Annotated in this window: 22 protein-coding genes; 9 read left to right on the top strand and 13 right to left on the bottom strand. The window is 67.7% G+C overall.

The genetic code is table 11. The features are described 5' to 3' along the window. Positions 1-55: 55 nt before the first annotated feature. Positions 56-319, bottom strand: coding sequence for a 30S ribosomal protein S20 (gene rpsT, locus LDO54_RS33290; protein WP_224016278.1), 264 nt, complete (start codon positions 317-319; stop codon positions 56-58). Positions 320-815: 496 nt separating this feature from the next. Between rpsT and murJ the strand changes: the two genes are divergently transcribed. Then, positions 816-2,366: a murein biosynthesis integral membrane protein MurJ gene (gene murJ, locus LDO54_RS33285; protein ID WP_224016275.1), complete on the top strand. Its 1,551-nt coding sequence runs from the start codon at positions 816-818 to the stop codon at positions 2,364-2,366. An 8-nt stretch (positions 2,367-2,374) separates the two neighbouring features. Next, entirely contained in the window at positions 2,375-3,214 is an 840-nt protein-coding gene (locus tag LDO54_RS33280; RefSeq protein WP_224016635.1) for a SirB1 family protein, read from the top strand. A gap of 103 nt (positions 3,215-3,317) precedes the next feature. Here LDO54_RS33280 and LDO54_RS33275 read toward each other — a convergent pair whose 3' ends face one another. The 5 genes from LDO54_RS33275 to lpxK all read right to left on the bottom strand — a co-directional run bounded on the left by LDO54_RS33275 (position 3,318) and on the right by lpxK (position 7,236). Further along, entirely contained in the window at positions 3,318-4,076 is a 759-nt protein-coding gene (locus LDO54_RS33275; RefSeq protein WP_224016272.1) for a 3-hydroxyacyl-CoA dehydrogenase, read from the bottom strand. Between the two features lie 171 nt (positions 4,077-4,247). Further along, positions 4,248-4,910 carry an adenylate kinase gene (gene adk, locus LDO54_RS33270; RefSeq protein WP_224016270.1) on the bottom strand — a complete coding sequence of 221 codons (663 nt, stop codon included), beginning with the start codon at positions 4,908-4,910 and terminating at the stop codon, positions 4,248-4,250. Positions 4,911-5,212: 302 nt separating this feature from the next. After that, positions 5,213-6,013, bottom strand: coding sequence for a 3-deoxy-manno-octulosonate cytidylyltransferase (kdsB, locus tag LDO54_RS33265; RefSeq protein ID WP_224016268.1), 801 nt, complete (start codon positions 6,011-6,013; stop codon positions 5,213-5,215). A 1-nt stretch (position 6,014) separates the two neighbouring features. Beyond that, complete coding sequence (locus LDO54_RS33260) at positions 6,015-6,209, bottom strand: Trm112 family protein (protein ID WP_065065227.1); 195 nt, start codon at positions 6,207-6,209, stop codon at positions 6,015-6,017. Further along, on the bottom strand, positions 6,190-7,236 hold the full coding sequence (gene lpxK, locus LDO54_RS33255; protein ID WP_224016265.1) for a tetraacyldisaccharide 4'-kinase: 1,047 nt from the start codon (positions 7,234-7,236) through the stop codon (positions 6,190-6,192). The genes LDO54_RS33260 and lpxK overlap by 20 nt, the downstream gene beginning before the upstream one ends. A gap of 751 nt (positions 7,237-7,987) precedes the next feature. On the opposite strand from lpxK, the gene xseA reads away from it, so the two are divergent. After that, positions 7,988-9,358 carry an exodeoxyribonuclease VII large subunit gene (gene xseA, locus LDO54_RS33250; protein WP_224016262.1) on the top strand — a complete coding sequence of 457 codons (1,371 nt, stop codon included), beginning with the start codon at positions 7,988-7,990 and terminating at the stop codon, positions 9,356-9,358. 433 nt (positions 9,359-9,791) lie between these two features. Then, positions 9,792-10,370 (top strand): superoxide dismutase, encoded by a 579-nt coding sequence (gene sodB, locus LDO54_RS33245; RefSeq protein ID WP_224016259.1) that lies wholly within the window; start codon positions 9,792-9,794, stop codon positions 10,368-10,370. A gap of 143 nt (positions 10,371-10,513) precedes the next feature. On the opposite strand, the gene LDO54_RS33240 is transcribed toward sodB, so the two are convergent. Further along, on the bottom strand, positions 10,514-11,095 hold the full coding sequence (locus tag LDO54_RS33240) for an isochorismatase family protein (RefSeq protein WP_224016257.1): 582 nt from the start codon (positions 11,093-11,095) through the stop codon (positions 10,514-10,516). A gap of 50 nt (positions 11,096-11,145) precedes the next feature. Between LDO54_RS33240 and LDO54_RS33235 the strand changes: the two genes are divergently transcribed. Further along, positions 11,146-11,775, top strand: coding sequence for a TetR/AcrR family transcriptional regulator (locus LDO54_RS33235; protein ID WP_224016255.1), 630 nt, complete (start codon positions 11,146-11,148; stop codon positions 11,773-11,775). Positions 11,776-11,788: 13 nt separating this feature from the next. Here the strand turns inward: LDO54_RS33235 and clpP are convergent, their stop codons facing one another. Continuing rightward, positions 11,789-12,433 (bottom strand): ATP-dependent Clp endopeptidase proteolytic subunit ClpP, encoded by a 645-nt coding sequence (clpP, locus tag LDO54_RS33230; RefSeq protein WP_224016253.1) that lies wholly within the window; start codon positions 12,431-12,433, stop codon positions 11,789-11,791. Positions 12,434-12,620: 187 nt separating this feature from the next. On the opposite strand from clpP, the gene LDO54_RS33225 reads away from it, so the two are divergent. Next, positions 12,621-13,727 (top strand): sigma-70 family RNA polymerase sigma factor, encoded by a 1,107-nt coding sequence (locus LDO54_RS33225; protein ID WP_224016248.1) that lies wholly within the window; start codon positions 12,621-12,623, stop codon positions 13,725-13,727. 18 nt (positions 13,728-13,745) lie between these two features. On the opposite strand, the gene LDO54_RS33220 is transcribed toward LDO54_RS33225, so the two are convergent. The 3 genes from LDO54_RS33220 to LDO54_RS33210 all read right to left on the bottom strand — a co-directional run bounded on the left by LDO54_RS33220 (position 13,746) and on the right by LDO54_RS33210 (position 18,385). Next, on the bottom strand, positions 13,746-15,020 hold the full coding sequence (locus tag LDO54_RS33220; protein ID WP_224016242.1) for an EAL domain-containing protein: 1,275 nt from the start codon (positions 15,018-15,020) through the stop codon (positions 13,746-13,748). A 364-nt stretch (positions 15,021-15,384) separates the two neighbouring features. Next, the gene (mdtD, locus tag LDO54_RS33215) at positions 15,385-16,836 is read right to left on the bottom strand and encodes a multidrug transporter subunit MdtD (protein WP_224016239.1); all 1,452 of its coding nucleotides are present in this window, start codon (positions 16,834-16,836) and stop codon (positions 15,385-15,387) included. Positions 16,837-16,933: 97 nt separating this feature from the next. Beyond that, on the bottom strand, positions 16,934-18,385 hold the full coding sequence (locus tag LDO54_RS33210; protein ID WP_224016238.1) for a PLP-dependent aminotransferase family protein: 1,452 nt from the start codon (positions 18,383-18,385) through the stop codon (positions 16,934-16,936). A 215-nt stretch (positions 18,386-18,600) separates the two neighbouring features. Between LDO54_RS33210 and LDO54_RS33205 the strand changes: the two genes are divergently transcribed. Continuing rightward, positions 18,601-18,990: a DUF2917 domain-containing protein gene (locus LDO54_RS33205; protein ID WP_224016236.1), complete on the top strand. Its 390-nt coding sequence runs from the start codon at positions 18,601-18,603 to the stop codon at positions 18,988-18,990. Positions 18,991-19,021: 31 nt separating this feature from the next. On the opposite strand, the gene LDO54_RS33200 is transcribed toward LDO54_RS33205, so the two are convergent. After that, positions 19,022-20,317, bottom strand: coding sequence for a citrate synthase family protein (locus LDO54_RS33200; RefSeq protein ID WP_224016234.1), 1,296 nt, complete (start codon positions 20,315-20,317; stop codon positions 19,022-19,024). Between the two features lie 143 nt (positions 20,318-20,460). Between LDO54_RS33200 and LDO54_RS33195 the strand changes: the two genes are divergently transcribed. Beyond that, positions 20,461-21,939, top strand: coding sequence for a CoA transferase (locus LDO54_RS33195; protein WP_224016233.1), 1,479 nt, complete (start codon positions 20,461-20,463; stop codon positions 21,937-21,939). A gap of 65 nt (positions 21,940-22,004) precedes the next feature. On the opposite strand, the gene LDO54_RS33190 is transcribed toward LDO54_RS33195, so the two are convergent. Continuing rightward, the gene (locus tag LDO54_RS33190; RefSeq protein WP_074986242.1) at positions 22,005-22,751 is read right to left on the bottom strand and encodes a GntR family transcriptional regulator; all 747 of its coding nucleotides are present in this window, start codon (positions 22,749-22,751) and stop codon (positions 22,005-22,007) included. Positions 22,752-22,918: 167 nt separating this feature from the next. Here LDO54_RS33190 and LDO54_RS33185 point away from each other — a divergent pair, with 167 nt between their 5' ends. Beyond that, positions 22,919-23,776: an aldo/keto reductase gene (locus LDO54_RS33185; protein WP_224016231.1), complete on the top strand. Its 858-nt coding sequence runs from the start codon at positions 22,919-22,921 to the stop codon at positions 23,774-23,776. Positions 23,777-23,843 lie beyond the last annotated feature (67 nt).

Genomic DNA, 23,843 nt, shown 5'->3' with positions numbered 1-23,843 from the left:
AAAACCCGCCGAAGCGGGTTTTTCATTCAGCAAAAACGGGAAGTTCCCGAATCGCTTAGGCCATTGCCTTGATAGCAGCCGACAGACGGCTCTTATGACGAGCAGCCTTGTTCTTGTGGACGATCTTCTTGTCCGAGATGATGTCCAGCGTCTTGGCCGATGCCTTCAGGATTTCAGCAGCCGCTGCCTTGTCGCCGGCGTCGATTGCCTTGCGAACAGCCTTGATTGCGGTGCGGAACTTCGAGCGCAGTGCCGAGTTGTGTGCGTTTGCCTTCGTCGCTTGACGGGCGCGCTTGCGTGCTTGTGCGGAATTTGCCATGTTGGTTCCTAATGTTTCAGGAGCGTGCGCCGGTGTTCAGCCAGCGTGTGCAGCGCTCTGTGCCTGGATTTGCGCCGGGGAAGTCCACGAGGAACACCCGTAGCGCAAAACGGTATTTGCCAGCAGAACAACTTGCCAGCTGCGCCTCTTGTGCCAAACCGCAAAGGGGACCGATTGAACAGCCGCTTTGCGCTTTCTTTCCAAGGCGCGCGAGATTTTCTCCGGAACGCTGACGCGACCCGAAACCGCGAATTATAGCAACGAAATCAGAGGCATGGCAATCGCGCGACGATTGCCGCGAGCCGGGGGCGCTGGGTACACAGGGGGACGCGGCGGAAAATCCGGCGTCCGCAGTGCACAAATCGACGGAAATCCGGCGAACGCTGCGCCCTCGCTGCGGTCAGAATGGGCTCGCCGCGGTGTCGGAAGACGCCGCGGCAACCTTGACGCCGCGCATCGCCGGCGTGACTGACGGCACCCGTATAATAAGCGCCCCATGAATCTATTCAGAGCCCTGCTGACGGTCAGCGGCTTCACGCTGCTGTCGCGCGTGACCGGACTGGCCCGCGAGACACTGATCGCCCGTGCTTTCGGCGCGAGCCAGTACACCGACGCCTTCTACGTCGCGTTCCGCATTCCCAACCTGCTGCGCCGCATTTCGGCCGAAGGCGCGTTTTCGCAGGCTTTCGTGCCGATCCTCGCGGAGTTCAAGAACCAGCAAGGCCACGATGCCACCCGCGCGCTCGTCGACGCCACCTCGACGGTGCTCGCCTGGGTGCTTGCCGCGCTCTCGCTGCTCGGCATCTTCGGTGCCTCGTTCGTGGTGACCGTGGTCGCCTCGGGCCTCAAGAGCGACGGCCAGGCGTATCAGCTCGCCGTCGTGATGACGCGCATCATGTTCCCGTACATCGTGTTCATTTCGCTGACGTCGCTGGCCTCGGGCGTGCTGAACACGTACAAGCAGTTCTCGCTGCCCGCGTTCGCGCCGGTGCTGCTCAACGTCTCGTTCATCACGGCGGCGGTGGCGTTCGCGCCGCACATGAAGCAGCCGGTCTACGCGCTCGCGTGGGCTGTGATCGTCGGCGGCGTGCTGCAGTTCATCGTGCAGCTGCCGGGTCTGAAGCGCATCGACATGATGCCGCGCATCGGCCTGAATCCGCTCAAGGCGCTCGCGCATCGCGGCGTGAAGCGCGTGCTGGCGAAGATGATGCCCGCGATGTTCGCGGTGTCGGTCGCGCAGATCAGCCTGATCATCAACACGAATATTGCTTCGCGGCTGGGCGCGGGCGCGGTGTCGTGGATCAATTACGCCGACCGCCTGATGGAATTTCCCACGGCGCTGCTCGGCGTGGCGCTCGGCACGATTTTGCTGCCGAGTCTCTCGAAGGCGCACGTCGACGCCGATCCGCACGAATATTCCGCGCTGCTCGACTGGGGCCTGCGCGTGACCTTCCTGCTGGCCGCGCCGTCGGCGGTCGCGCTGTTCTTCTTCGCCGAGCCGCTCACGGCCACGCTGTTCCACTACGGCAAGTTCGACGCCAACTCGGTGATCATGACGGGCCGCGCGCTGGCCGCGTACGGCGTGGGTCTCGTCGGCCTCATTCTGATCAAGATCCTCGCGCCCGGTTTCTATGCGCGCCAGGACATCAAGACGCCGGTGAAGATCGGCGTGGGCGTGCTGATCGCCACGCAGATCAGCAATTACATCTTCGTGCCGATCTTCTCGCACGCAGGTCTGACGCTGTCGGTGGGCCTCGGCGCCTGCATGAACGCGCTGCTGCTCTTTATCGGCCTGCGCCGCCGCGGCATCTACATGCCGTCGTCGGGCTGGACCCCGTTCTTCGTGCAACTGCTCGGGGCATGCCTCGTGCTGGCAGGGGCGATGCACTGGTGCTCGATCAGCTACGACTGGATCGGCCTGCGGCACGAACCGCTCGCGCGCATCGCTTTGCTCGCAGCCTGCCTGGTTCTGTTTGCGGCGCTATATTTCGGTATGCTGTGGCTGATGGGCTTCAAATACGCATACTTCAAGAGGCGCACGAAGTGACGACGACGATGAACACGCGGGTGCTGGATTATTTCAGCACGCTCGTTGCCGAGGACGATAGCCTGCCGCTCACCGAAGCGGCGCTGGCGATCGCGCAGGACGCCTACCCGGACCTCGATCTGCAAGGCACGCTCGCCGAAATCGACGAGCTCGCGTTGCGCATCAGCAAACGTATGCCCGAGGGCGCCGACCTGCGTCAGCAGGTGGCGCTGCTCAACCGCGTGTTCTTCCGCGAAATGGGTTTCGCGGCCAATCTGAACGACTTCTTCGATCCCGACAACAGCCATCTGCATGTCGTGCTGCGCCGCCGGCGCGGCATTCCGATTTCGCTCGCGGTGATCTATCTGGAGATCGCGGGCCAGCTTGGGCTGCCGGTGCAGGGCGTGTCGTTTCCGGGGCATTTCCTGCTGCGCGTGGCGCTGCCCGACGGCGACGCCATGCTCGACCCCACCACGGGCCGCGCGCTCACCGAGTCCGACATGGTCGAAATGCTCGAGCCCTATGTGGCGAGCGCGGGCGATTCGGTGGCGCGTGCGCTGCGCATGCTGCTCGAACCGGCCACGCGGCGCGAGATCGTCGCGCGCATGCTGCGCAATCTCAAGTCGGTGTATCTGCAGACCGAGCGCTGGGAGCGCCTGCTCGGCATCCAGCAGCGTCTCGTGATCCTGCTGCCGTACAGCATCGAGGAAGTGCGCGACCGCGGTTTCGCGTATGCGCGGCTCGACTATCTGCGTCCGGCGCTCGAAGACCTCGAACATTATCTCGACGAGCGCCCCGATGCCGAGGACGCCACGGTCGTCGAATCGCAGTTGCAGGAATTGCGTCAGCGCACGCTCGACAACGACTGAGACGCCGCGCATCGCGCACTCGACCCGTGCACGGGATGCCGACAAAAAAGCCCGCGAATTCGCGGGCTTTTTTTACTTCGGCGTGTAAAAAGTTACGTCGAAATCACTTCGGCTGCATGCGGATCGCGCCGTCGAGGCGGATCACTTCGCCATTGAGCATCGGGTTCTCGACGATCTGCTTGACCAGCATGGCGTACTCGTCGGGTTTGCCGAGGCGCGGCGGGAACGGCACCATCGCGCCGAGCGCGTCCTGCACGTCCTGGGGCATGCCGAGCAGCATCGGCGTTTCGAAGATGCCGGGGGCGATCGTCATCACGCGGATGCCGCTGCGCGACAGGTCGCGCGCGACTGGCAGCGTCATGGCGACCACGCCGCCTTTCGAGGCCGCATAGGCCGCCTGGCCGATCTGGCCGTCGTAGGCCGCCACGGAAGCCGTGTTGACGATCACGCCGCGCTCGCCGCCCGCGTTGGGCGCGGTCTGCGCGATCGCGGCGGCCGCGAGACGGATCATGTTGAAGGTGCCGATCAGATTGACCGAGATGGTCTTGCTGAATGCGTCGAGCGGATGCGGGCCGTCCTTGCCGACGGTCTTGATGGCGGGCGCGATGCCCGCGCAATTGACGAGGCCGCGCAGCGTGCCGAGCGCGCTGGCCGCGGCCACGGCTTTCGCGCCGTCTTCCTCGCTCGCGACGTTGCATTTGACGAACGTGCCGCCGAGTTCTTTCGCGAGCGCTTCGCCCGCTTCCTCGTTGAGGTCGGCGAGCGCGACCTTGCCGCCTTCCGCTGCGATCAGGCGTGCCGTGGCCGCACCGAGGCCCGAAGCGCCACCGGTGATCAGGAATACGTTGTCGCGGATTTGCATGTGTCTGCCTCCAGGCTGCTCGATCTGAGATCGATGTTTTCTTCGATGATTGTTATGTGCGGGCCAGCCCGCGACTCATCGGCGAAAACGTGCAGAGGAGGAGAGAGGGCCGGCCAGAGGGGAGGCCGGCTTGCGCCGGGCCTCGCCCGGCATGGCCGGCAAGGGACGTTCTTACTTCAGTGCGTCGAACACGCGGTTGCGGATTTCGTCGACGCTGCCCAGACCCGAGATCGCGCGGTACTGCGGCGCCTTCAGGCCGTTTTCTTCACCGCGCTGCGCCCATTCGCTGTAGTAGGCGATCAGCGGCTTGGTTTGCGCCGTGTACACGTCGAGACGCTTGCGCACGGTTTCTTCCTTGTCGTCGTCGCGCTGCACGAGCGGCTCGCCGGTGACGTCGTCGAGCATGTCCTGCTTCGGCGGGTTGAACTTCGTGTGATACGTGCGGCCCGATGCCGGGTGCATGCGGCGGCCGCTCATGCGCACGATGATCTCGTCGAACGGCACGTCGATCTCCAGCACATAGTCGATCGCGACGCCGGCCTGCTTCATGGCTTCGGCTTGCGGCAGCGTGCGCGGGAAACCGTCGAACAAATAACCGTTCTTGCAGTCGTCTTCCTTCAGGCGTTCCTTCACGAGATTGATGATGAGCTCGTCGGTGACGAGTTCGCCCGCATCCATGAAACGCTTCGCTTCGAGGCCGAGCGGCGTGCCCGCTTTCACGGCGGCGCGCAGCATGTCGCCCGTCGAGATCTGCGGAATGCCGAACTGTTCCTTGATGAAGTTTGCCTGGGTTCCCTTGCCCGCGCCGGGGGCGCCCAACAGGATCAAACGCATTTCCAATTTCTCCGATCTGTGTGAATTCTTGCGGCGCGGCGGCTGCCCTCGTGGGCGGCGTCGGCGGCGTCGTGCGTCTCCTTCCGTTTGCTCGCGCCGTGCTCGCCGGTCACGCTAGCGTGGCCGGTGCCTGCGGGGTGACGCCGGATCCCGCGCGGCAACGTGCCCGGAACCCAACCGGGGACGGCGCTGCGGGGGGAGGCAGCAAAGGAAGAAAAGCGGGCAAACCCGCATGCACAAAGGCTTAGACGGCTCGCGCAAACAATTGATTATGCCACGGGTTTTTCGGACTACGACCGTTATTAAGGTCGGAATAACGCCTGTACACGGGCGAGGTCGGCGGGCGTGTCGACACCCGGCGCGGGCGCCTCGGGCGTCACGCGCACCGCGATGCGCTCGCCGTGCCACATCGCGCGCAACTGTTCGAGCGACTCCACCTGCTCGATCGGCGAGTGCGCGAGCGTGGGGTAGGTGCGCAGGAATTTGGCGCGATACGCGTACAGGCCGATATGCCGATAAACCGTTGCCGGTGCAGGCGGGGCGGGCATTGCGGCCAGATCGAGACGGGCCGGCGACCAGTGCGGCTGCCAGGCGTCGCGGGCCCAGGGAATGGGCGCGCGCGAGAAGTAGAGCGCCACGCCGCGCGCGTCGAGCACGACCTTCACGACGTTAGGGCTGAAGATTTCGTCGGGCGCCGTGATCGGGTGTGCCGCGGTGGCGATCGCGCAGTCCGGGTGGGCGGCCAGGTGCGACGCCACGTCGCAGACCAATTTCGGGTCGATCAGCGGCTCATCGCCCTGAACATTGACCACGATCGTCTCGTCGCTCCAGCCAAAGTGCTCGGCGACTTCCGCGAGCCGGTCGGTGCCCGAGGGATGGTCGGCTCGCGTGAGCACGGCTTCGAAGCCATGTTCGCGCGCGGCGTCGAGCACCGTCTGGGCGTCGGAGGCGATCAGCACCTGCTGCGCGCCGGCCGCGCGGGCGCGCTCGGCCACGCGCACGACCATGGGTTTGCCGCCGATATCGGCGAGCGGCTTGTTCGGCAGCCGCGTGGACGCGAGCCGCGCCGGCACGACGGCGATGAAGGGTTGCGCGGCGCTCATGTCAGGCCGCGTTCGGATCGACGGGCGTGCCTTCGACGGTCTGGCGCGCCTCGTCCACGAGCATGACGGGGATACCGTCGCGGATCGGATAGGCGAGCTTGTCGGCGCTGCAGATCAGTTCCTGCGCGGCGCGATCGTAGCTGAGCGGGCCCTTGCAGATCGGGCAGACCAGGATTTCAAGCAGACGAGCGTCCACGGAGTTTCTCCACAACCAGGGTAATAAGACGATGATCGAGCGCGGCTTCGACGGGGACGACCCAGATGCGCGCGTCGTTCCAGGCCCCCAATTTTACTGCATCCTTTTCGGTGACCAGGATCGCGTCGGCGGCGACGTCGGCGAACGGGTTCGTCGCGTAATCGTAATGGTCGGGCAGCGGCAGCGTGTGCGGCGCGAGACCGGCCGCGCGCAGCGTCGCGAAAAAGCGCTCGGGCGAGCCGATGCCGGCCGCCGCGACGAGGCGCAGCGGCGGCTGGCCGGCCACCTGCGCGAATTGCGCGAGCGGGCGGCGTAGGCCGGGATTGGCCAGATGCCACGCCTCGCCGGGTTCGAGCTTGAGTGCGAAGGTGTCGGGCCAGTCGGGCAGCGCGCGCGCGAACGGATTGTTGACGAGCGTGGCGTCGCGGTGGCGCGAGAGCGGCTCTCGCAGCGGTCCGGCGGGCAGCAGGAAACCGTTGCCGCCGAGCCGATGGTCGAACACGACGAGTTCGAAGTCGCGCGCGAGGCGATAGTGCTGCAGGCCGTCGTCGCTGACGATCACGTCGACGTCGGGGTGCGCGGCGCACAGTGCCTGCGCGGCGCCGACGCGGTTCGGCGACACCCACACCGGCACGCCGGTGCGGCGCGCGATCAGCAGCGGTTCGTCGCCGCAGGCGCGTGCGGGCGTGTCGGCGGTTACGGGCGTCGGACGGTCGATTTTCGCGCCGTAACCGCGCGACACCACGCCGGGCGTGTAGCCGGCGGCGCGCAGCGCCTCGACGAGCGCGATCACCGTGGGCGTCTTGCCCGTGCCGCCTACCGTCACGTTGCCGACCACCACGACCGGCACGCCCACGCGCACGGTCTTGAGCCAGCCGGCGGCGAAGGCCGCGCGGCGCGCGCCGCTGACGGCGGCGAACACGGCGGCCAGCGGCGTGAGCGCCCAGGCGAGCGCGCCGCGGCGTTGCCAGGCTTGCGCGAGATCCGTCTCGACGCGCGCCTTCAGATCGGCGAGCGGGCCGCTCATGAGCGCGGCTGGCGCGACGTGCGCGATATGCGCGACAAGCGCAAGCGGCACGACAGGCAGATGAACGAGGCAGGCATCGGGGCGGATCTCCGGTTCGGCGCGAGCGCGTAAAACGGGGCGCCCGACGGGAAAAAATGCAAAACGGCGACGGCGCGGCCGTGACGCGGCGCGCGACGGACAGCGCGCGAACGCGCTGCAATGCGCCGCATGGCTGCAACGGGCCGGAATCGGCGCGCAATGCGCCGCAATCGGCCGCAACACGCGCAGGCGGGTCGCCGTGAACCCGGCACTCTAGCGCGGGACGCCGCCGCGCGGCAAGTTGGACGGCCGCCGGGCCTGCCGCCGCGCGGGCTTGCACGGCATGCAAAACCGCCTCATCGGCCCTTCATCGCGCGGCTGTGGATAACTTTGTGGAGAAATGGCCTGCGCGCGCCCGCAAAGGCCCGTTCGACGGCCATCTCATCGGCACTGGCTGATATTTGTTGGATAAAAAATCTATCAAAATCAATGGGATAGATCAAATTATTGCGGCTTTCACAGGCCTCGCGGCGATCAGGCCGCATCACAGCGCCAATGTGGACACTTCGCAGCCCTTGCGCGCTGGGAGCGTTTCCTGCTGGACTGCAGCACCCGTCACGGTCTATCGTCTGTCCCGCCGGCCCGCTCGACGGGCCTCGATGCGCGCGAGCGCGCGCCGGGGCCGCCCAGCGGCTATCCTTGCCGTTCAGTTGTCGCCTTATCACACCCCCGCATGCTATCCGACCGCTTTTCCTCCGCTCCGGGCGGCGACGTCGTCGTCCCGGTTTCGGCGCTCAACCGCGCCATCGGCGCCATGCTCGAGCGCTCGTTTCCGCTCGCCTGGATCTCGGGCGAAGTGTCGAACTTCACGCGCGCCGCGAGCGGCCACTGGTACTTCTCGATCAAGGACGCGCAGGCGCAGATCCGCTGCGTGATGTTCCGCGGCCGCGCGCAGTACGCCGAATTCACGCCGCGCGAGGGCGACCGCATCGAGGTGCGCGCGCTCGTCACGATGTACGAGCCGCGCGGCGAGCTGCAACTGAACGTCGAAGCGGTCCGCCGCACGGGGCAGGGGCGACTCTACGAAGCCTTCCTGCGCCTGAAGGCGCAACTCGAAGCCGAAGGTCTCTTCGATGCGGAGCGCAAGCGCGAGCTGCCCACGCATCCGCGCGCGATCGGCGTGATTACGTCGATGCAGGCCGCCGCGCTGCGCGACGTGCTCACGACGCTGTGCCGCCGCGCGCCGCACGTGCCGGTGATCGTCTATCCGGCGCCGGTGCAGGGCGCGGGATCTGCGGAAAAACTCACGGCGATGCTCGAAACCGCGAACGCGCGCAACGAAGTCGATGTCATCGTGCTGTGTCGAGGCGGCGGGTCGATCGAGGATCTCTGGTCGTTCAACGACGAAACGCTCGCGCGCGCGATCGCCGCGAGCGAGATTCCGGTGGTGAGCGGCGTGGGCCACGAAACCGATTTCACGATCGCCGATTTCGCCGCCGACGTGCGCGCGCCCACGCCCACGGCCGCCGCCGAACTCGTGAGCCCGCAGCGCGTGCTGTTGTTGCGCGAGCTCGATCAGCGTCACGCCACGCTCGCGCGCGGCTTCGGCCGCCTGATGGAGCGCCGCGCGCAGCAGCTCGACTGGCTTGCGCGGCGTCTCGTATCGCCGGCCGATCGGCTCGCGCAGCAGCGCACGCATCTGCGCCAGTTGTCGATCCGGCTCGCTTCGGCGGGCTCGCGCGCGACAGCGCAGGCGCGTGCGAGTTTCAACGTCGTGCAGATGCGCTGGCAGCGCACACGGCCCGATCCGGCCGCGCATCGCGCGCATCTCGACGGGCTCGCGCGCCGTCTCGACGGTGCCTTCGTACGCGAGCGCGAGCGGGCGTCGGCGCGCGTGTCGGAACTCGCGGCGCGGCTCGAAGTGCTGAGCCCGCAGCGCACGCTGGAGCGCGGCTACGCGGCGCTGCTCGACGCGCAAACAGGCGCGGCCGTGCTCGCGCCCGCCGCGCTCAAGCCGGGCAAGCGGCTCACCGTGCATCTCGCGCAGGGCAGCGCCGACGTCGCGCTCGCCGATGTGCAGCCGCGTCTTTCCGAAGGTTTCTGAACGAACCGCGCGGAATCGTTGGTGCTTGATTGGCGCTTGATCGGTGCTTGATCGACGAGATCGACGAGATCGACGAGATCGAATTGATCGGATGGATCTGACACGCACGCGCCGCAAAGGCCAGGCGCGCTGCTTGCGCGAAGCGTGCAGGCCGGCGCCTGCGCTTCGCGCAAGGTCGTGAAAGTCCGCGAGTTGGTGTCGCGACGATTCACGCCAGGCGAACCGAAGCCTGCGCCGCGGATGCCGCGCCGGCATCGTTCGCGCTGCCGCAACGCCGTGTTCGTGCGTGTGCGAAAGCCCTTGAAAGCCTTGTGCAGCCGATGTTCGGCATAATGTCCGCTCGTTTGCGGGGTTATTCCAACTCGCCTACAATCGAGTGCTCCATGCCGGTTATTACGCAGAACTCCCCATAACACGACGAAGGAACCGCATCATGTCATTTACGCTCCCGCCGCTGCCGTTCGCGAAGAACGCCCTCGCTCCGACCATGTCGGAAGAGACGCTTGAATACCACTACGGCAAGCATCACCAGGCTTACGTCACGAACCTGAACAACCTGATCCCGGGCACCGAGTTCGAAAAGCTCTCGCTCGAAGAGATCGTCAAGAAGTCGTCGGGCGGCGTGTTCAACAACGCGGCTCAGATCTGGAATCACACGTTCTTCTGGAACAGCCTGTCGCCCCAGGGCGGCGGCGCACCGTCGGGCGCGCTCGGCGACGCGATCAACGCGAAGTGGGGTTCCTACGACGCGTTCAAGGAAGCCTTCACGAAGGCTGCAGTCGGCAACTTCGGTTCGGGCTGGACGTGGCTCGTGAAGAAGGCTGACGGCTCGCTCGATATCGTGTCGACCAGCAACGCCGCTACGCCGCTCACGACCGACGCTACGGCGCTGATCACGATCGACGTCTGGGAACACGCTTACTACATCGATTACCGCAACGCACGTCCGAAGTTCGTCGAAGCGTTCTGGAACATCGTGAACTGGGACTTCGCAGCGAAGAACTTCGCTTAAGGCTCACGCCCCCAGGTCCGTTCTCGCGCCGTTCGCGCAGAACGGCACAGAAAAAAAGCCCTCGATTCGCATCGAGGGCTTTTTTGTTTGCGCGTGTGCTTAACGTCGGCGACGTACGTGACCGGATGTGGCCATACGTGGCCTTATGCGCCCGTGATCGCGGCGACGGTTTCCTGCGTCGTGCGCACGTGGCCCATGAAGCCGAACAGATTCTCGAACGAGAAGTGGTGCATTGCTTCGTTCAGGCCCGACGTGGCGTCTTCGACGAACACGAGCTTGAAGCCCTGATCGAAGGCCGCGCGCGCGGTGGACTCGACGCCGAAGTTGGTGGCGATGCCGCCCAGCACGATCGTGTCGATGCCGCGGCGGCGCAGTTGCTGTTCGAGGTTGGTGCCGTGGAACGCGCCCCATTGGCGCTTGGCGATCACCACGTCGCCGTCCTGCTGGCCGATTTCGGGCACGAGTTCGGAGGCGATGGCGGGCGCGGGCGGCGTGCCCGGCTTGTGCATCGGGTTGTCGGCGGGCAGGGCCAGCAGTTCGTTGAGCAGCACGTGGACCCAGACCACGGTGCCGCCTTGCGCGCGCAGCGCGTCGGCGAGGGTCTTGGCTTTTTCGACCACCTGCGCGCCGCTATGGGGCGCGACCGGGCGGCTCACGATGCCGTGCTGGAGATCGATCATCACGAGCGCAGTCTTGCGCGGATCGAGAGAAAGGGCTTGCGTCATGGGACACCATTATGTGAGGATGGGCTCACATATAATACACGAATATGAGGATGGCCTCAGATATGGCGGAAGACGCGAAAAAAGAAGGGACGCGGCGCGTGCCGCGTCAGGAGCGCGCCGCGCGCACCGTGGATGCGCTGCTCGAAGCGGCGGCCGACGCGTTCGCCGAGCGCGGTTTCGAGGCGGCCACCATGACGCAGATCGCGCAGCAGGCCGGCGTGTCGATCGGCGCGGCGTATCAGTACTTTCCGAACAAGGAAGCGCTCGCGCTCGCCTTGCGCCTGCATTACGGCGACGACATGGACGCGCGCTGGACCGCGCTGATCGAGGAGCAGGCCGAAGCGAAATTGCCGCTCGCGCAACTGGCCGAGCGCCTGTTCGACATGATGGTCGATCTGATGACCTCGTATCCGGCCTATCTGCCGCTGCTGTCGGTGCCGCTCGGTTTTCGGCGCGACGACGCGGCGCGCAACAAGCTGCGTCAGCGTTTTGCCGGGCTGTTCCGGCGCTATAACGCGGATCTGTCGTCGGACGAGGCGTATCGCATCGCCGAAGTCATGTTGCAGGTCATCAAGAGCCTCAACCCGCTTTACGCGGCGGCCAAACCCAAGGACCGCAAGCTGCTGGTCGCGGAATACAAAGGCGTGATCGCCGCGTGGCTCGCGCAGCGGCTGGCCTGACGCCGAGATCCGCTCAGCGCGGCAACTGCTCGTCGCGCGACGCGATCACACGGTCGATCAGGCCGTATTCCGCCGCCGCGTGCGCCGACATGAAGTTGTCGCGATCAGTGTCGCGTTCGATCTGCGCGAGTTCGCGGCCCGTGTTCGTGGCGAGCATGGCGTTGAGCCGCTCGCGCTGAAAAATCACCTCGCGTGCCTGCAATTCGATATCGGAGGCCGTGCCTTGTCCGCCGCCTGAAGGCTGGTGGATCATGATGCGGGCGTTCGGGAGTGCGAAGCGTTTTCCATGCGCGCCCGCCGCGAGCAGAAACGAGCCCATGCTGGCGGCGAAACCCGTGCAGAGCGTGGAGACGTCGGGCTTGATGAACTGTATCGTGTCGTAGATCGCCATGCCGTCGTAGACCGAGCCGCCCGGCGAGTTGATATAGAGACTGATGTCCTTCTCGGGATGCTCGGCTTCGAGAAACAGCAGTTGCGCGACGACCACGCTCGCGCTCTGCTCGTTCACCGGCCCGACGAGAAACACGATGCGTTCGCGCAGCAGGCGCGAATAGATGTCGTAGGCGCGTTCGCCGCGGCTCGACGTTTCGATGACCGTGGGCACGAGATTGAGCGCACGCGGCGCGATTGCTGCACGATGCGTATCGATGGGCTGCATGGAAATCCTCGCGGAAAGAGTGAATCGGCGCGGTGCTGCTCGTGGAGGCGCGCCGTTGCCCACAAGACGCGCGCCGCGAACCGCGCGTGACGAGGATTTTTTTGCGTGCGGCTGTCACATCGGCGCGCGGCCGTTCGTCTGGAGGTCGGGAAGCGCGGCGAAGCCGGCGCGTGAAGGAGCGAAGCGAATGACGCAGATGAGCGACGAAATCAGCGACGAAGCGTGTGTAGAAGCCGACGCGGAAATACGCGCCGTATCAAACGATGCGGCGCAAGGCGATACGATCGGCGAAACCTGGGACGAGTCCCGCCGCGCGGGCGTATTCGCGACAGAGCGCGCGCGTTTGCTGGCGCTGGCCGCGCGCGTGCTCGGCAGCCGCGCGGAGGCCGAGGACGTGGTGCAGGACGCCTGGTTCCGCTGGCGCGACGGCGACGCCGCGGCGGTCCGCACGCCGCAGGCGTGGCTCGCGACCGTCACGGTGCGCCTCGCGATCGACCGGCTGCGCAAGCTGCGCCGCGAGAGCGCGGGCGAGCGCGACGCGGCCTGGCTCGCGCCGTGGCTCGGCGACACCGCGCCGTCGGCGGAGGAAACCGGGCTGCGCGCGGCGCAACTCTCGGACGGCCTGCTGCTGATGCTCGACCGGCTCGGGCCGTTGGAGCAGGCGGTGTTCGTGCTGCGCGAGGCGTTCGACTGCGATTACGCGGAGATCGCGGCGCTCACCGGCTGCGCGTCCGCGCATTGCCGCCAGATCGTGCATCGGGCGCGCGTGCGGCTTGCGCGCGAGCAGGCGCCGCAATCCGCGCCCGCCGATACGGTGCGTCATGCGTTCGCGGTCGACCGCTTGCGCGAGGTGCTGCACGCGCAGGACCGCGCGGGCTTGCTCGATCTGCTCGGTGTGACCGCGACGGCGCTCACGCAGGCTGGCGAAGCGACGCCGCTTCGCGCGCTGCACGCCGAAACGCTCGTGCTCGATGGCGCGCCGGGCGTCGCGCTGGTCGCGCACGACGGCGCGCTGGCGGCGTGGCTGCAGGTGCGGGAGGACGAGGATGGGGGTGCCGCGCCGGTCGTCTGCGTCGCGGGGCAGGATCGGCATGGGCCGACGTTCAGCGCGGCCAATTACGCTTTCCGGATTTACGGCGAGCAGGCCGTTCAAACGCTGCTGGCGCGCTTTAAGGCGAACGATGCCGCGCTGCACGCCAGCATGCGCGCGGCGCAAACCCTCGCCGCAGCCTCATCGTCAGCATCGTCGCAAGACGGGCCGACGCTGATCGCGCGCCCGCTCGCCTTCGCCTGAACTTCGCCTGACCTTCGCTTAACCGCGCAGCGCGGCGGCTTCCCAGTTGATGTCGACGCAGAGCACCTGCAAGCCTTGCGCCGTCTGCGCGGCGACCGAGGCGGTCACGCACAGGTGCGCCTCGTTGATCGAGAGATAGGGCGGCGTGAACTGCACGCTGCCCGGCGCCTTCATCGCGGCGATGAAGTAGGGACGGCGCTCCCAGCTCGCGCCTTCCGAATGCAGCAGCGGACGGAAGCGCTTCGCGCGCTGTGAGGTGCGGCCGTCGGGCAGCACGTTGTCGCCGATCTGGCGGCCCGACGCGTCCAGCAGGAAGCAGCGCGCCGTCTCGCCGAGACCGAGCAGCGGCAGCGTGGCGTCGTTCATGTTCGCGTTCGCGGCGAGCTGGCTCGCGGCCGCCTGTAGCGCGCTCACATATGGCGCGAGGCGCGCCGATTGCGCCCGCTCGCGCGCGCTCACGCGCTCGCGCAGACGCGCCGAGAGATCGTCCATCAGACGCGCCGCCGTGGCAGGCGGCACGGGTTCGACGTCGGGCCGCGCGAAGTACGCGCCCTGCACGAAATCGGCATTGCTTTCCAGCGCGATCAGCGCGTCGCGCTCGGTTGAGAGTCCGCCCACGAGCACGAGCTGGCCAGACTCGTGCAGCATCGACACCAGCCCCGGCAGCACGCGTTCGATGTGCGCGTGGCGGCTCGCCTGCGCGAGCAGGCTGCGGTCGAGCGTGACGATGTCGGGACGCAGCTGCCAGACGCGGTCGATGTTCGAATGCTTGGCGCCGAAGCCGTCGAGCGCGATCACGAAACCGGCCTTGCGCAGCCCGTCGATGATCTCCGCGAAACGCGAGTTCTCGCCGCCCGCCTGTTCCGACACTTCCAGCACCACGCGCTGCGGCTGCAGCCCGAGCGCCTTGATGCCGGCGAGCAGGGCGTCGCCGTAGCTCGTGTCCATCAGCGCGGCGGGATGCAGGCTCAGAAACAGCCACTCGTCGTGCGAATCGAAGGCGTTGAAGTTGCCCAGATGCAGCGATTCCGCGAGCCGGCCCAGTTCGAGCAGATCGCCACGGCGCGCGGCCTGCGTGAACACTTCCTGCGACGGCACTTGCTGGCCGTGCTCGTCGTGCGCGCGCAGCGACGCGTGATAGCCGATCGCGCGGCGGTGGGCGACCGAAAACACCGGCTGGAACACGCTGAACACGGTGTATCCGCCGTAAAGCACGGTGCGGCGTGCGCCTTCTTCGCCCGCGACGGGACGCGACTGATAGCCGGGGGGATCGAGGTCGATCATGCTGGTCATAGGCCTGGGTGACGCGCGCCATGGCCGGCACAGGACCGCGCGCGCGAACGTCAAGTTTACATTACAGGATAGCCGTGCAAAAAGTATGCGAGTCCCGACACACAGCGGGTCGGGCCATGCGCACGGGATATCGGCGTTTTCGGGATGGCGGGTCAGGGCGTCGCGCGGGCCGCGCAGGCACTGGCGACGCGCTTTCGCGGCCTTTGCGCGCACCGCGCGGGGCGCGCCGTGCACCGGGCTGGTGCGCGGCGGGCGCGTGGGTTTGCTGGACGGTTTTCGTCGATGGCGTTCGGGCGGGAGCACGTGTGGCGGTGCGTCGATCAGCCGCCGCTCATTCGCCCTTCACTCGCCCTTCATCCGCCGCCTACGTGCGCTCGGACGGATCGGTCTTTTTCGCGGCGTGACGCACGTCGTCGGAGAGCTGGCCGAAGATCCACGACGAGGCCGCCGTGATGATGCCCACGCAGACGAACGTCGCGTGGAAGGCCGGAATCACGTTCGACGCGGTCATATGCGCGATCAGTCCCGTGAAGGTCGTGAGCAGCGCGCCCGCGACCGTCACGCCGAGACTCATCGAGAGCATCTGCACGAGCGAAAAGAGGCTGTTGCCGCTGCTCGCGCCGCCCATGCCGAGGTCCTTGAGCGTGAGCGTGTTCATCGCGGTGAACTGCATCGAATTGACGGCGCCGAACACGGCCAGTTGAACGAGGCGCAGCCAGAGCGGCTCGTGCGGCGTCGAGAGCGCGAAGCTCGCCATCATCAGGCCGACCAGCACCGTGTTGATCACCAGCACGCGGCGGTAGCCGTAGCGCGTGATCAGGTAGGTGACGAGGCGCTTCGAGAACATGCCCGCCGCCGCGACCGGCAGCATCATCAGGCCCGCCTCGAACGGCGTGTAGCCGAGCGCGACCTGGAGCAGCAGCGGAATCAGATACGGCATCGCGCCGCTGCCGATACGCGCGAACAGGTTGCCGAGCAGCCCCACGCTGAAGGTGTGGATCTTGAACAGTTCGAGCGAGAAGATCGGCCGCGGCGAGCGCTGCGCGTGCAGCCCGTAGGCCACGAAGGCGGCCAGCGAGACGATCAGCAGCACCAGCACGGTCGCTTGCGGAATGCCCAGTTCGGAGCGGCCGTCGAGTGCGAACGAGATCGTCACCATGCCGGCGACCAGCAGCAGATAGCCGGGCAGGTCGAACTTCGGCGTGTCGGCGTTGCGGCTGTCGGGCATGAAGATGAAGGTGAACAGGCAGCCCACGATGCCCACCGGCACGTTGATCAGGAAGATCCAGTGCCACGACGCGATCTGCACGAGCCAGCCGCCGAGCGTCGGGCCGATCAGCGGACCGATCAGGCCCGGGATCGCCACGAACGAGAGCGCGGGCAGATAGCGTTCGGCGGGAAAGGTGCGCAGCACGGCGAGGCGTCCGACCGGCAGCAGCATCGCGCCGCCCACGCCCTGCGCGATGCGCGAGAGCACGAGCTGGTTCAGCGTGTGCGCGCTCGCGCAGAGCAGCGAGCCGATCGTGAACACGAAGATCGCGCCCATGAATACGCGTCGCGTGCCGAGCTTGTCCGCGAGCCAGCCGGAGACGGGGATCATCACCGCCATCGTCAGCGAGTACGCGATCACGACCGACTGCATGCGCAAGGGCAGTTCGCCGAGGCTTTCGGCCATCGCGGGCAGCGCCGTGTTGACGATGGTCGAGTCGAGCGTCTGCATGAAGAAGCCGGTGGCGACGAGCCACAGCATCACGGAGAGCTTGCGGGCGGAAGGCGTGGAAGGCGAAGCGGAAGCGGCGTTGGAAGTGTCGGACATGGGCGAAGGCGCACGCGCTGGCGGTGTCTGGCAGCCGCCATTGTAGTGAAGGTGGCGCGGCGGCGCGCGTAGGGAGGGCGCGGGCGCGGTTTCGCGACTAGGCGTCGAGCCGCGCCGCCGCCGCGAAAAACGCCTGCGCGCGCGGATCGAGCGCGAACGCCGCGTTGATGCGCAGCCACGGACACGGCTCGCCGTGCGGACGGAAGTGGCTGCCCGCCGAGACGCTCACGCCGAACGCCTCGGCGCAGGCCGCGAGCCGCGCGGAATCGTCGATATGCGGCACGCGCGACCACAGGAACTTGCCGCCTGTCTGCGTATGCGCGAGTCCGGCCGCTTGAGCGGCGCGCGCGGCGGACGGCCCCGTGAACAGTTCCCAGCCATGTTCTTCGAGCGTGCGCGTGCCCGCGCCGAGCGCTTCGGCGAGCCGCCGGCGCAGGCGCTCCAGATACTTGCGATACGCGCCGCGTTCGAGCAGCGTGGCCGCCACGGCCTGCGTGAAGCGCGAGCCGCTGATGCTCGTGAGCGCCTTGATCGACGCGAGGTCGCGCACCACGGCGGCGTTTGCGACCACGTAGCCCACGCGCAGCGAGGACGACAGCGTCTTCGACAGCCCGCCCACGTAGATCACGCGCTCGAACTGGTCGAGCGCGGCGAGCCGGTCGGTGGGATCGGCCTGGAAATCGGCGTAGATGTCATCTTCGACGATGCTGAAGCCGTGCTCGCGCGCGAGTTGCAGCACGCGGAACGCGACCGGCGGCGAGATCGTCGTGCCGGTCGGATTGTGGAATACGGTGTTGATGAAGAACGCGCGCGGCCGATGCTGCGCGAGCATCGCGTGCAGATGGTCGATATCCGGTCCGTTCGCCGTGCGCGTGATGCCGACGAGCCGCACGCCGTGCAGCTTCAGCAGTCCGTAGAGGTTGTAGTAGCCGGGATCTTCGACGAACACGGTGTCGCCGGGCTTGAGCAGATAGCGCATCAGCAGGTCGATGCCTTCGCTCGCGCCCTCGGTGATGAGGATCTGCTGGGTGTCGGCGGCGATGCCCAGCGGCGCGAGGCGGTTGCGCAGATGCTCGCGCAGCGTGGCGTCGCCGAGCGGCGGGCCGTAATCGACGAGACTCGACGGATCGGTGCGCGAGACGTGGCGGATCGCCTGGCCGATGGCGTCGATATCGCGCCACGCTTGCGGCACCGAACCGCTGTCGAGCTGCAGCGTCTCGCCCGGCAGATTCAGCTGCGCGAGCAGGTGGCCCGATTCCTCGGCGGCATTCGAGAGATCGCAGGAGCCGAGCCCGTCGAGACCGAGCCGCGCGTGCTCGCTCACATAGAAGCCCGATCCTTGCCGCGAGTCGAGAAAACCGAGTGAGACGAGCCGGTCGTAGGCCTCGATCACGGGAAAGCGGCTGATGCGGCAGTCGGCGGCGAGCTGGCGGATCGACGGCAGGCGCGCGCCCGGATGCGCCGAGCGCGAGCGGATCCACGTTTGCACGCCGGCGACGATCTGCTCGGTGAGCGGGACGTCGCTGGCGCGGTCGAGTTCGAGTTTCATGGCGGTCTGCGCGCAAGTGTCCGGTTTTTCCACTGCACAGTTCCGCGTGAACTGTTCGGAACTGTACATGGGTTGGCGGGATGCCGAGGGCAATAATGCTCCAACCGGGCAGGCGCTTCAAGACGTTTCGCAGTCTTGAGGGAACGCGAAATTGGCGACGATTCGCGACGATGCGCGCCGCGCCGGAAGCCAAAACGCACGCAAGGAGCACGGCAATGCGCGAAATCCGAATTTTCGAACTGGAGCACGGCGAGCCCGCCGAAAGCTGGCGGCTCGCGCAGGCGATGCAGTTGCAGGTGAGCGAGGGCGAACTCTGGCTCACGATAGGCGGCGACGCCGACGATTACTGGCTGCGCGCGGGCGAGTCGATCAGCCTCGCGGCCGGCACGCGCGTGTGGCTCAGCGCGGGGCGCGAGGGCGCGCGATTCGTGCTGGCGCTCGGCGGCGCGTCGGCGCTGCGCGCGCCGCAGTGGCGGGGTGAGGGGGGCGCACACCCGGCGCACCCGGCGCATCTGGGCGAGACGCGCGGGCTGGCGGGTTTTGTCGCGCAGGCATTGCGTGCGCGCTCGGTGCGCTGGCCGTGGGGTACGCGCGCCGCGCAGTGAGCGGCGTAGCGCGTTGAGATGATGCGACGTCTTACGCGTGCACGTGCTCGCCCACGTAGCGCGCACGCGGCCGGATCAAGCGGCCGTCGGCGTTCTGTTCGAGCGCGTGCGCGATCCATCCGGTCACACGTCCTGCCGCGAACAGCGTGAACGCCGCGCCACGCGGCAGCGCCAGCACGCGCTCGATGGCCGCGAGCGCGTAATCGAGCGTGGGCCGCGCGCCCGTGGTTTCCATCACCGCCTGCGCGAGCAGGTCGACTTCCGCCATCGGCGAACGCGCGGGGGCGCGCTGCGCGAGCCAGTCGAGCAGCAGACGCGCGCGCGGATCGCCGTCCGGGTAAAGCGGATGCCCGAAGCCGGACAGCGACGGCGTCACGCCGTTCTCGTCGGGCGCGAGGCGCTGTGCGAGATAGCGATGCAGATCGTCCGCGTGCGCGGCCTCTTCGAACAGCGCCGCGACGCGCACGGTCTCGCCGCCGTGGCGCGGCCCCGCGAGCGCGGCGAGCCCGCCCGTGGCCGCGCCGAACAGATGCGTGCCGGTCGAGGTGATGCAGCGCACCGTGAAGGTCGAGGCGTTTAGTTCGTGATCGGCGCAGAGGACCAGCGCCGCGCGCAGCAAGTCGGCCTGGTTGCGCGAACGCACGCCCCACGCATGCGCGATCTGCCGATGCAGCGGCTCGCCCGACGGCGCCGCCGAGACCAGCGCCGCCGCGAGCAGGCGCATGAGGACGGCGGCATTGTCGAGTTGCGCGTCGCGGCCCTGCGCCCAGATGCGCGGCATCTGCGCGGCCGCCGCAGGCAGCAGCACCAGCGCGCGTTCGAGCGGCGAGTGGCCGCTCCAGAGCTTGAGCCACGCCGACCATTGCGCCGCCGCGATAGGCGCGGCGGGCGCGTCCAGCACGCGGCGCGGCGTGCATTCCCAGAGCAGCGCGGCGACCTCTTCGAGCGAGGCGTGGCGCGCCAGTTCGACGGCGTCCTGGCCGCGATAGAACAGCTTGCCGCCCGCGATCAGCGTGATCGACGATTCGAGCACCGGCACGCCCCAGTCCAGCACTTTCTGCGCGACCTTGCCCGCGCGCTTGCCGTCGGCCTTGCGGCGCGCGAGGCGGCGCACTTCGGCGGCGTCGTAGCGGCGCGCGGCGTGGCTGCGGCCGTTGGGCGCCGCGTTGCTGCTCGTGCTGCTCACGCCGCTCGCGTGGTTCGCATCGGTTGCATCGTCTGTTGCAGGCGCGGAACGGAGCAGACCGCGGCTCACGTAGGCATAGAGCGTGGCGCGGCTGATGCCGAGTTCGGCGGCGGCCTCGGCCGCGGTCATATAGCTGGACATGGTGGCGAGCGTCGGGAAACCGGAAAAATCGATCTATGTTGATCATGATAATCAAGATTGATCAGTATGCGAGCGCGCTTTTACCCTTGCGCGTGTACCTCGTATCGTTCCCGTCAACGATTTCCCGCACAAGGACGCACGCCATGACGCCTCGCGACGCACTCGCCCATCTCTGGATGCTGGCTCACCCCGGCGATGACAACGACAGCGCCGCCGCCGCCTCGGCGCTCGATCTCGTCGATATCGAAGGCGACGATCCGGGCTTGCCGTCGGTGTTCCGCGTCGGCACGCTGGCGGCGGCTACGATCGGTGCGGCGGGGCTGGCGGCGGCGCGTCTGCATGCGCTGCGCGGCGGTCCCGATCAGCGCGTGTCGATCGACGTGCGGCGCGCGCTCGCGGCGTTTCGCAGCGAGCGCTATCTGAGCGTGGATGGCGGCGCGCCGTTCGAATTGCGCCATCCCGTGACCGGCTACTTCGAGACGCGCGACGGCCGCTGGATCCAGCTACACGCGAATTTCGCGCATCACCTGCACGGCATCCTGCGCGTGCTCGGCTGCGGGGAATCGCGCGACGAGGTGGCGCGCGCGATCCGCAACGACTGGGACGGCGCGGCGCTCGACGCGGCGCTGGCCGAAGCGGGCCTGTGCGCCGCGCTCGTGCGCTCGCCGCGCGAATGGGCCGCGCACGAGCAGGCGCACGCGGTGGCGGACTTGCCGCTGTTCGAGATCGAGCGTATCGGCGACGCGGATGCCGATGCCCACGCGCCGGCGCCGCGCGTCGGCGCGCGTCCGCTCGACGGCCTGCGCGTGCTCGACCTCACGCGCATCATCGCGGGGCCGGTGGCGGGGCGCACGCTCGCGCATCACGGTGCCGACGTGCTGCTGATCAACGGCCCGCATCTGCCCAATATCGCGCCGCTCGTGATCGACAACGGCCGCGGCAAGCGCTCGGCCACGCTCGATCTGCGCGACGCGGCGGGACGCGCGCAACTCCATGCGCTGGCGCGCGACGCCGATGTGTTCGTGCAGGGGTATCGTCCCGGCGCGATTGCGGCGCACGGCTTCGCGCCCGAGGCGCTGGCGCGCGAGCGGCCCGGCATCGTCTGCGTGTCGATCTGCGCGTACTCGCATCGCGGACCGTGGCGCGAGCGGCGCGGCTTCGACAGCCTCGTGCAGTCGGCGAGCGGCATCGTCTGGAGCGAGAGCGTGGCGGCGGCGCGCGAGGCGGCGCCGTCATCGTCATCGATGTCATCGTCGGAACATGCGCCGTTTGCCGCGCCGCGTCCGCTGCCGTGCCAGGCGCTCGATCACGCCACCGGCTATCTCGCCGCGTTCGCCGCGATGACTGCGCTCGCGCGCCGCGCGAAGGAGGGCGGCAGCTGGCACGTGCGCGTCTCGCTCGCGCAGACGGGCCGCTGGCTGCAAACGATGGGCACGCTCGACGACGGCCAGCGCGCGCCCGAGGTGAGCGCCGGCGACGTGGCGGATTGCATGGAAAACATGGACACGCCGTTCGGCCGCGTGCGCGCCGTGGCGCCGGCCGAGCGGCTCGAACGCACGCCCGCGTTCTACGCGCGGCCTTGCGTGCCGATCGGCACCGATGCGCCGCACTGGACGGCGTGAACCGGCGTGAAATCGCGTGAACCGGCGTCAAGCGGCCTGAATCGGCAGGTCGCGCGCCGCGCCGCTTACTTGCGCAGCTCCGCGACGAAGTCGTAGTAGTCGTTGCGGCAGTAGGTATCGGTCAGCTCGATGGCGCGCTGATCGGCGGTATAGCCCACGCGCGTGATCAGCAGCAGCGCTTCGTTCGGCGCGATGCTCATCTGCTGGGCGATTTCCTCGCTCGCGTTGACGGCGCGAAAGTGCTGCAACGCGCGGACGATCGCGAGGCCGCGCTGTTCGAGAAAGCTGTAGAGCGAGTCGCCGATCGCGTTCGGATCGGGGATCAGCGCGGCGGGGAAGGTGGAGTTCTCAACCGCCATGACGATGCCGTCCGCGAGACGCAGACGCTTGAGGCGCGTGACGGCGGCGGCGGGCGAGAGGCCGAGCTGGATCACCTCGTCACGGCTCGCGGGCTGGATTTCGCGCGAGAGCCAGCGCGAGCTGGGCGTGAAGCCGCGCTGGCGCAGCATTTCGCTGAAGCTCGTGAGGCGCGAGAGCGGATCTTCGTAGCGCGGCGTGATGAAGCTGCCCGCGCCTTGCGTGCGGCGGATCAGCCCTTGCTCGACCAGCAGCGCGATGGCTTTGCGCGCGGTGATGCGCGAGACGCCGAGCGCGTCGGCGAGCACGCGTTCGGACGGCAGCGCCTCGCCGGCGTTCCAGCGATTCTCGTGGATCGCGTCGCTGAGCTTGCGCGCGAGTTGCAGATACAGCGGCGTGTCGTTGTCCGGGTCCGGGCGCAGGCCGCGCCAGCGGTCTTCCGTGGGAGCGTTCATGGGAGGCAGGCATGAAAGGCGAACGGCAATTTTATGACATAGGCGGCGCGGCGCGGTAATGCCGGAGTTACGCGTAGGCGCATGCCCGTCGCGGCGCGCGGCGATACACTGGCGCTTCGCTGAACGTCACGCTGAATGCATAGCCTCGCATCGCAAAGGGAGAACACATGAGCACCGATATCGCCAGCATCGCGCTGCCCGGCGGCGAGCGCATCGCGAAGCTCGGTCAGGGCACGTGGGAAATGGGCGAGCGCGCATCGCGCCGCGCCGACGAGATCGCCGCGCTGCGCGAGGGCGTCGCGCTCGGCATGACGCTGATCGACACCGCCGAAATGTACGGCGACGGCGCGACCGAGGATCTGGTCGGCGAAGCGCTGCACGGGCTGCGCGACGAGGTGTTTCTCGTCAGCAAGGTTTATCCGCACAACGCCACGCACAACGCGAGCCGGCGCGGCGTGGAGCGCGCCTGCGAGGCGAGTCTCGCGCGTCTCGGCACCGACCGCATCGACCTGTATCTGCTGCACTGGCGTGGCGGCGTGCCGCTCGAGGAAACCGTCGAGGGCTTCGAGGCGCTCGTGCGCGCGGGCAAGATCCGCCACTGGGGCGTGAGCAATTTCGACATCGACGATATGGAAGAACTCGTCGCGCTGCCCGGCGGCGCGGCGTGCGCGGCCAATCAGATTCTCTACAACGTCGCGCGGCGCGGGCCGGAGTTCGATCTGCTGCCGTGGAGTCTCGCGCGCGGCATGCCGGTGATGGCGTATAGCCCCGTCGATCACGCGCGTCTGCCGAAGCGCTCGCCGCTCGACGATATTGCGGCGGGGCATGGCGTGTCGGTGTGGCAGGTGGCGCTCGCGTGGGTGCTGCGCGCGAGCGGCGTCTGCGCGATTCCGAAGGCGGCGCGTATCGAGCACGTGCGCGAGAACCGCGCGGCGCTCGATCTGAAGCTCGGGGATACCGATCTCGCCGCGCTCGACGCGTACTTCAAGCCGCCGCGCAGCAAGCGCGCGCTGGAGATGCTTTAACCAGGGCGAAGGGGAAGAGAAAGAAGACGACGAAGCCGGGCGCGGGGAGGGTGCCCCTATGTGATTC

The sequence above is a fragment of the Paraburkholderia tropica genome (assembly GCF_914484835.1).
Lineage (GTDB): Bacteria > Pseudomonadota > Gammaproteobacteria > Burkholderiales > Burkholderiaceae > Paraburkholderia > Paraburkholderia tropica_A.
This window is presented reverse-complemented; position numbering and strand designations above follow the sequence as displayed.

Bases quoted from the DNA above. Each gene is read 5' to 3' on its own strand.
- LDO54_RS33220 (WP_224016242.1), bottom strand. From the start codon at position 15,020: ATGACCAGCATGATCGACCTCGATCCCCCCGGCTATCAGTCGCGTCCC.
- sodB (WP_224016259.1), top strand. From the start codon at position 9,792: ATGTCATTTACGCTCCCGCCGCTGCCGTTCGCGAAGAACGCCCTCGCT.
- LDO54_RS33205 (WP_224016236.1), top strand. From the start codon at position 18,601: ATGCGCGAAATCCGAATTTTCGAACTGGAGCACGGCGAGCCCGCCGAA.
- LDO54_RS33235 (WP_224016255.1), top strand. From the start codon at position 11,146: ATGGCCTCAGATATGGCGGAAGACGCGAAAAAAGAAGGGACGCGGCGC.
- LDO54_RS33280 (WP_224016635.1), top strand. From the start codon at position 2,375: ATGAACACGCGGGTGCTGGATTATTTCAGCACGCTCGTTGCCGAGGAC.
- LDO54_RS33225 (WP_224016248.1), top strand. From the start codon at position 12,621: ATGACGCAGATGAGCGACGAAATCAGCGACGAAGCGTGTGTAGAAGCC.
- lpxK (WP_224016265.1), bottom strand. From the start codon at position 7,236: ATGAGCGGCCCGCTCGCCGATCTGAAGGCGCGCGTCGAGACGGATCTC.
- LDO54_RS33275 (WP_224016272.1), bottom strand. From the start codon at position 4,076: ATGCAAATCCGCGACAACGTATTCCTGATCACCGGTGGCGCTTCGGGC.
- mdtD (WP_224016239.1), bottom strand. From the start codon at position 16,836: ATGTCCGACACTTCCAACGCCGCTTCCGCTTCGCCTTCCACGCCTTCC.
- rpsT (WP_224016278.1), bottom strand. From the start codon at position 319: ATGGCAAATTCCGCACAAGCACGCAAGCGCGCCCGTCAAGCGACGAAG.
- LDO54_RS33185 (WP_224016231.1), top strand. From the start codon at position 22,919: ATGAGCACCGATATCGCCAGCATCGCGCTGCCCGGCGGCGAGCGCATC.
- adk (WP_224016270.1), bottom strand. From the start codon at position 4,910: ATGCGTTTGATCCTGTTGGGCGCCCCCGGCGCGGGCAAGGGAACCCAG.
- murJ (WP_224016275.1), top strand. From the start codon at position 816: ATGAATCTATTCAGAGCCCTGCTGACGGTCAGCGGCTTCACGCTGCTG.
- LDO54_RS33190 (WP_074986242.1), bottom strand. From the start codon at position 22,751: ATGAACGCTCCCACGGAAGACCGCTGGCGCGGCCTGCGCCCGGACCCG.
- kdsB (WP_224016268.1), bottom strand. From the start codon at position 6,013: ATGAGCGCCGCGCAACCCTTCATCGCCGTCGTGCCGGCGCGGCTCGCG.
- LDO54_RS33240 (WP_224016257.1), bottom strand. From the start codon at position 11,095: ATGACGCAAGCCCTTTCTCTCGATCCGCGCAAGACTGCGCTCGTGATG.
- clpP (WP_224016253.1), bottom strand. From the start codon at position 12,433: ATGCAGCCCATCGATACGCATCGTGCAGCAATCGCGCCGCGTGCGCTC.
- LDO54_RS33200 (WP_224016234.1), bottom strand. From the start codon at position 20,317: ATGTCCAGCTATATGACCGCGGCCGAGGCCGCCGCCGAACTCGGCATC.
- LDO54_RS33195 (WP_224016233.1), top strand. From the start codon at position 20,461: ATGACGCCTCGCGACGCACTCGCCCATCTCTGGATGCTGGCTCACCCC.
- xseA (WP_224016262.1), top strand. From the start codon at position 7,988: ATGCTATCCGACCGCTTTTCCTCCGCTCCGGGCGGCGACGTCGTCGTC.
- LDO54_RS33210 (WP_224016238.1), bottom strand. From the start codon at position 18,385: ATGAAACTCGAACTCGACCGCGCCAGCGACGTCCCGCTCACCGAGCAG.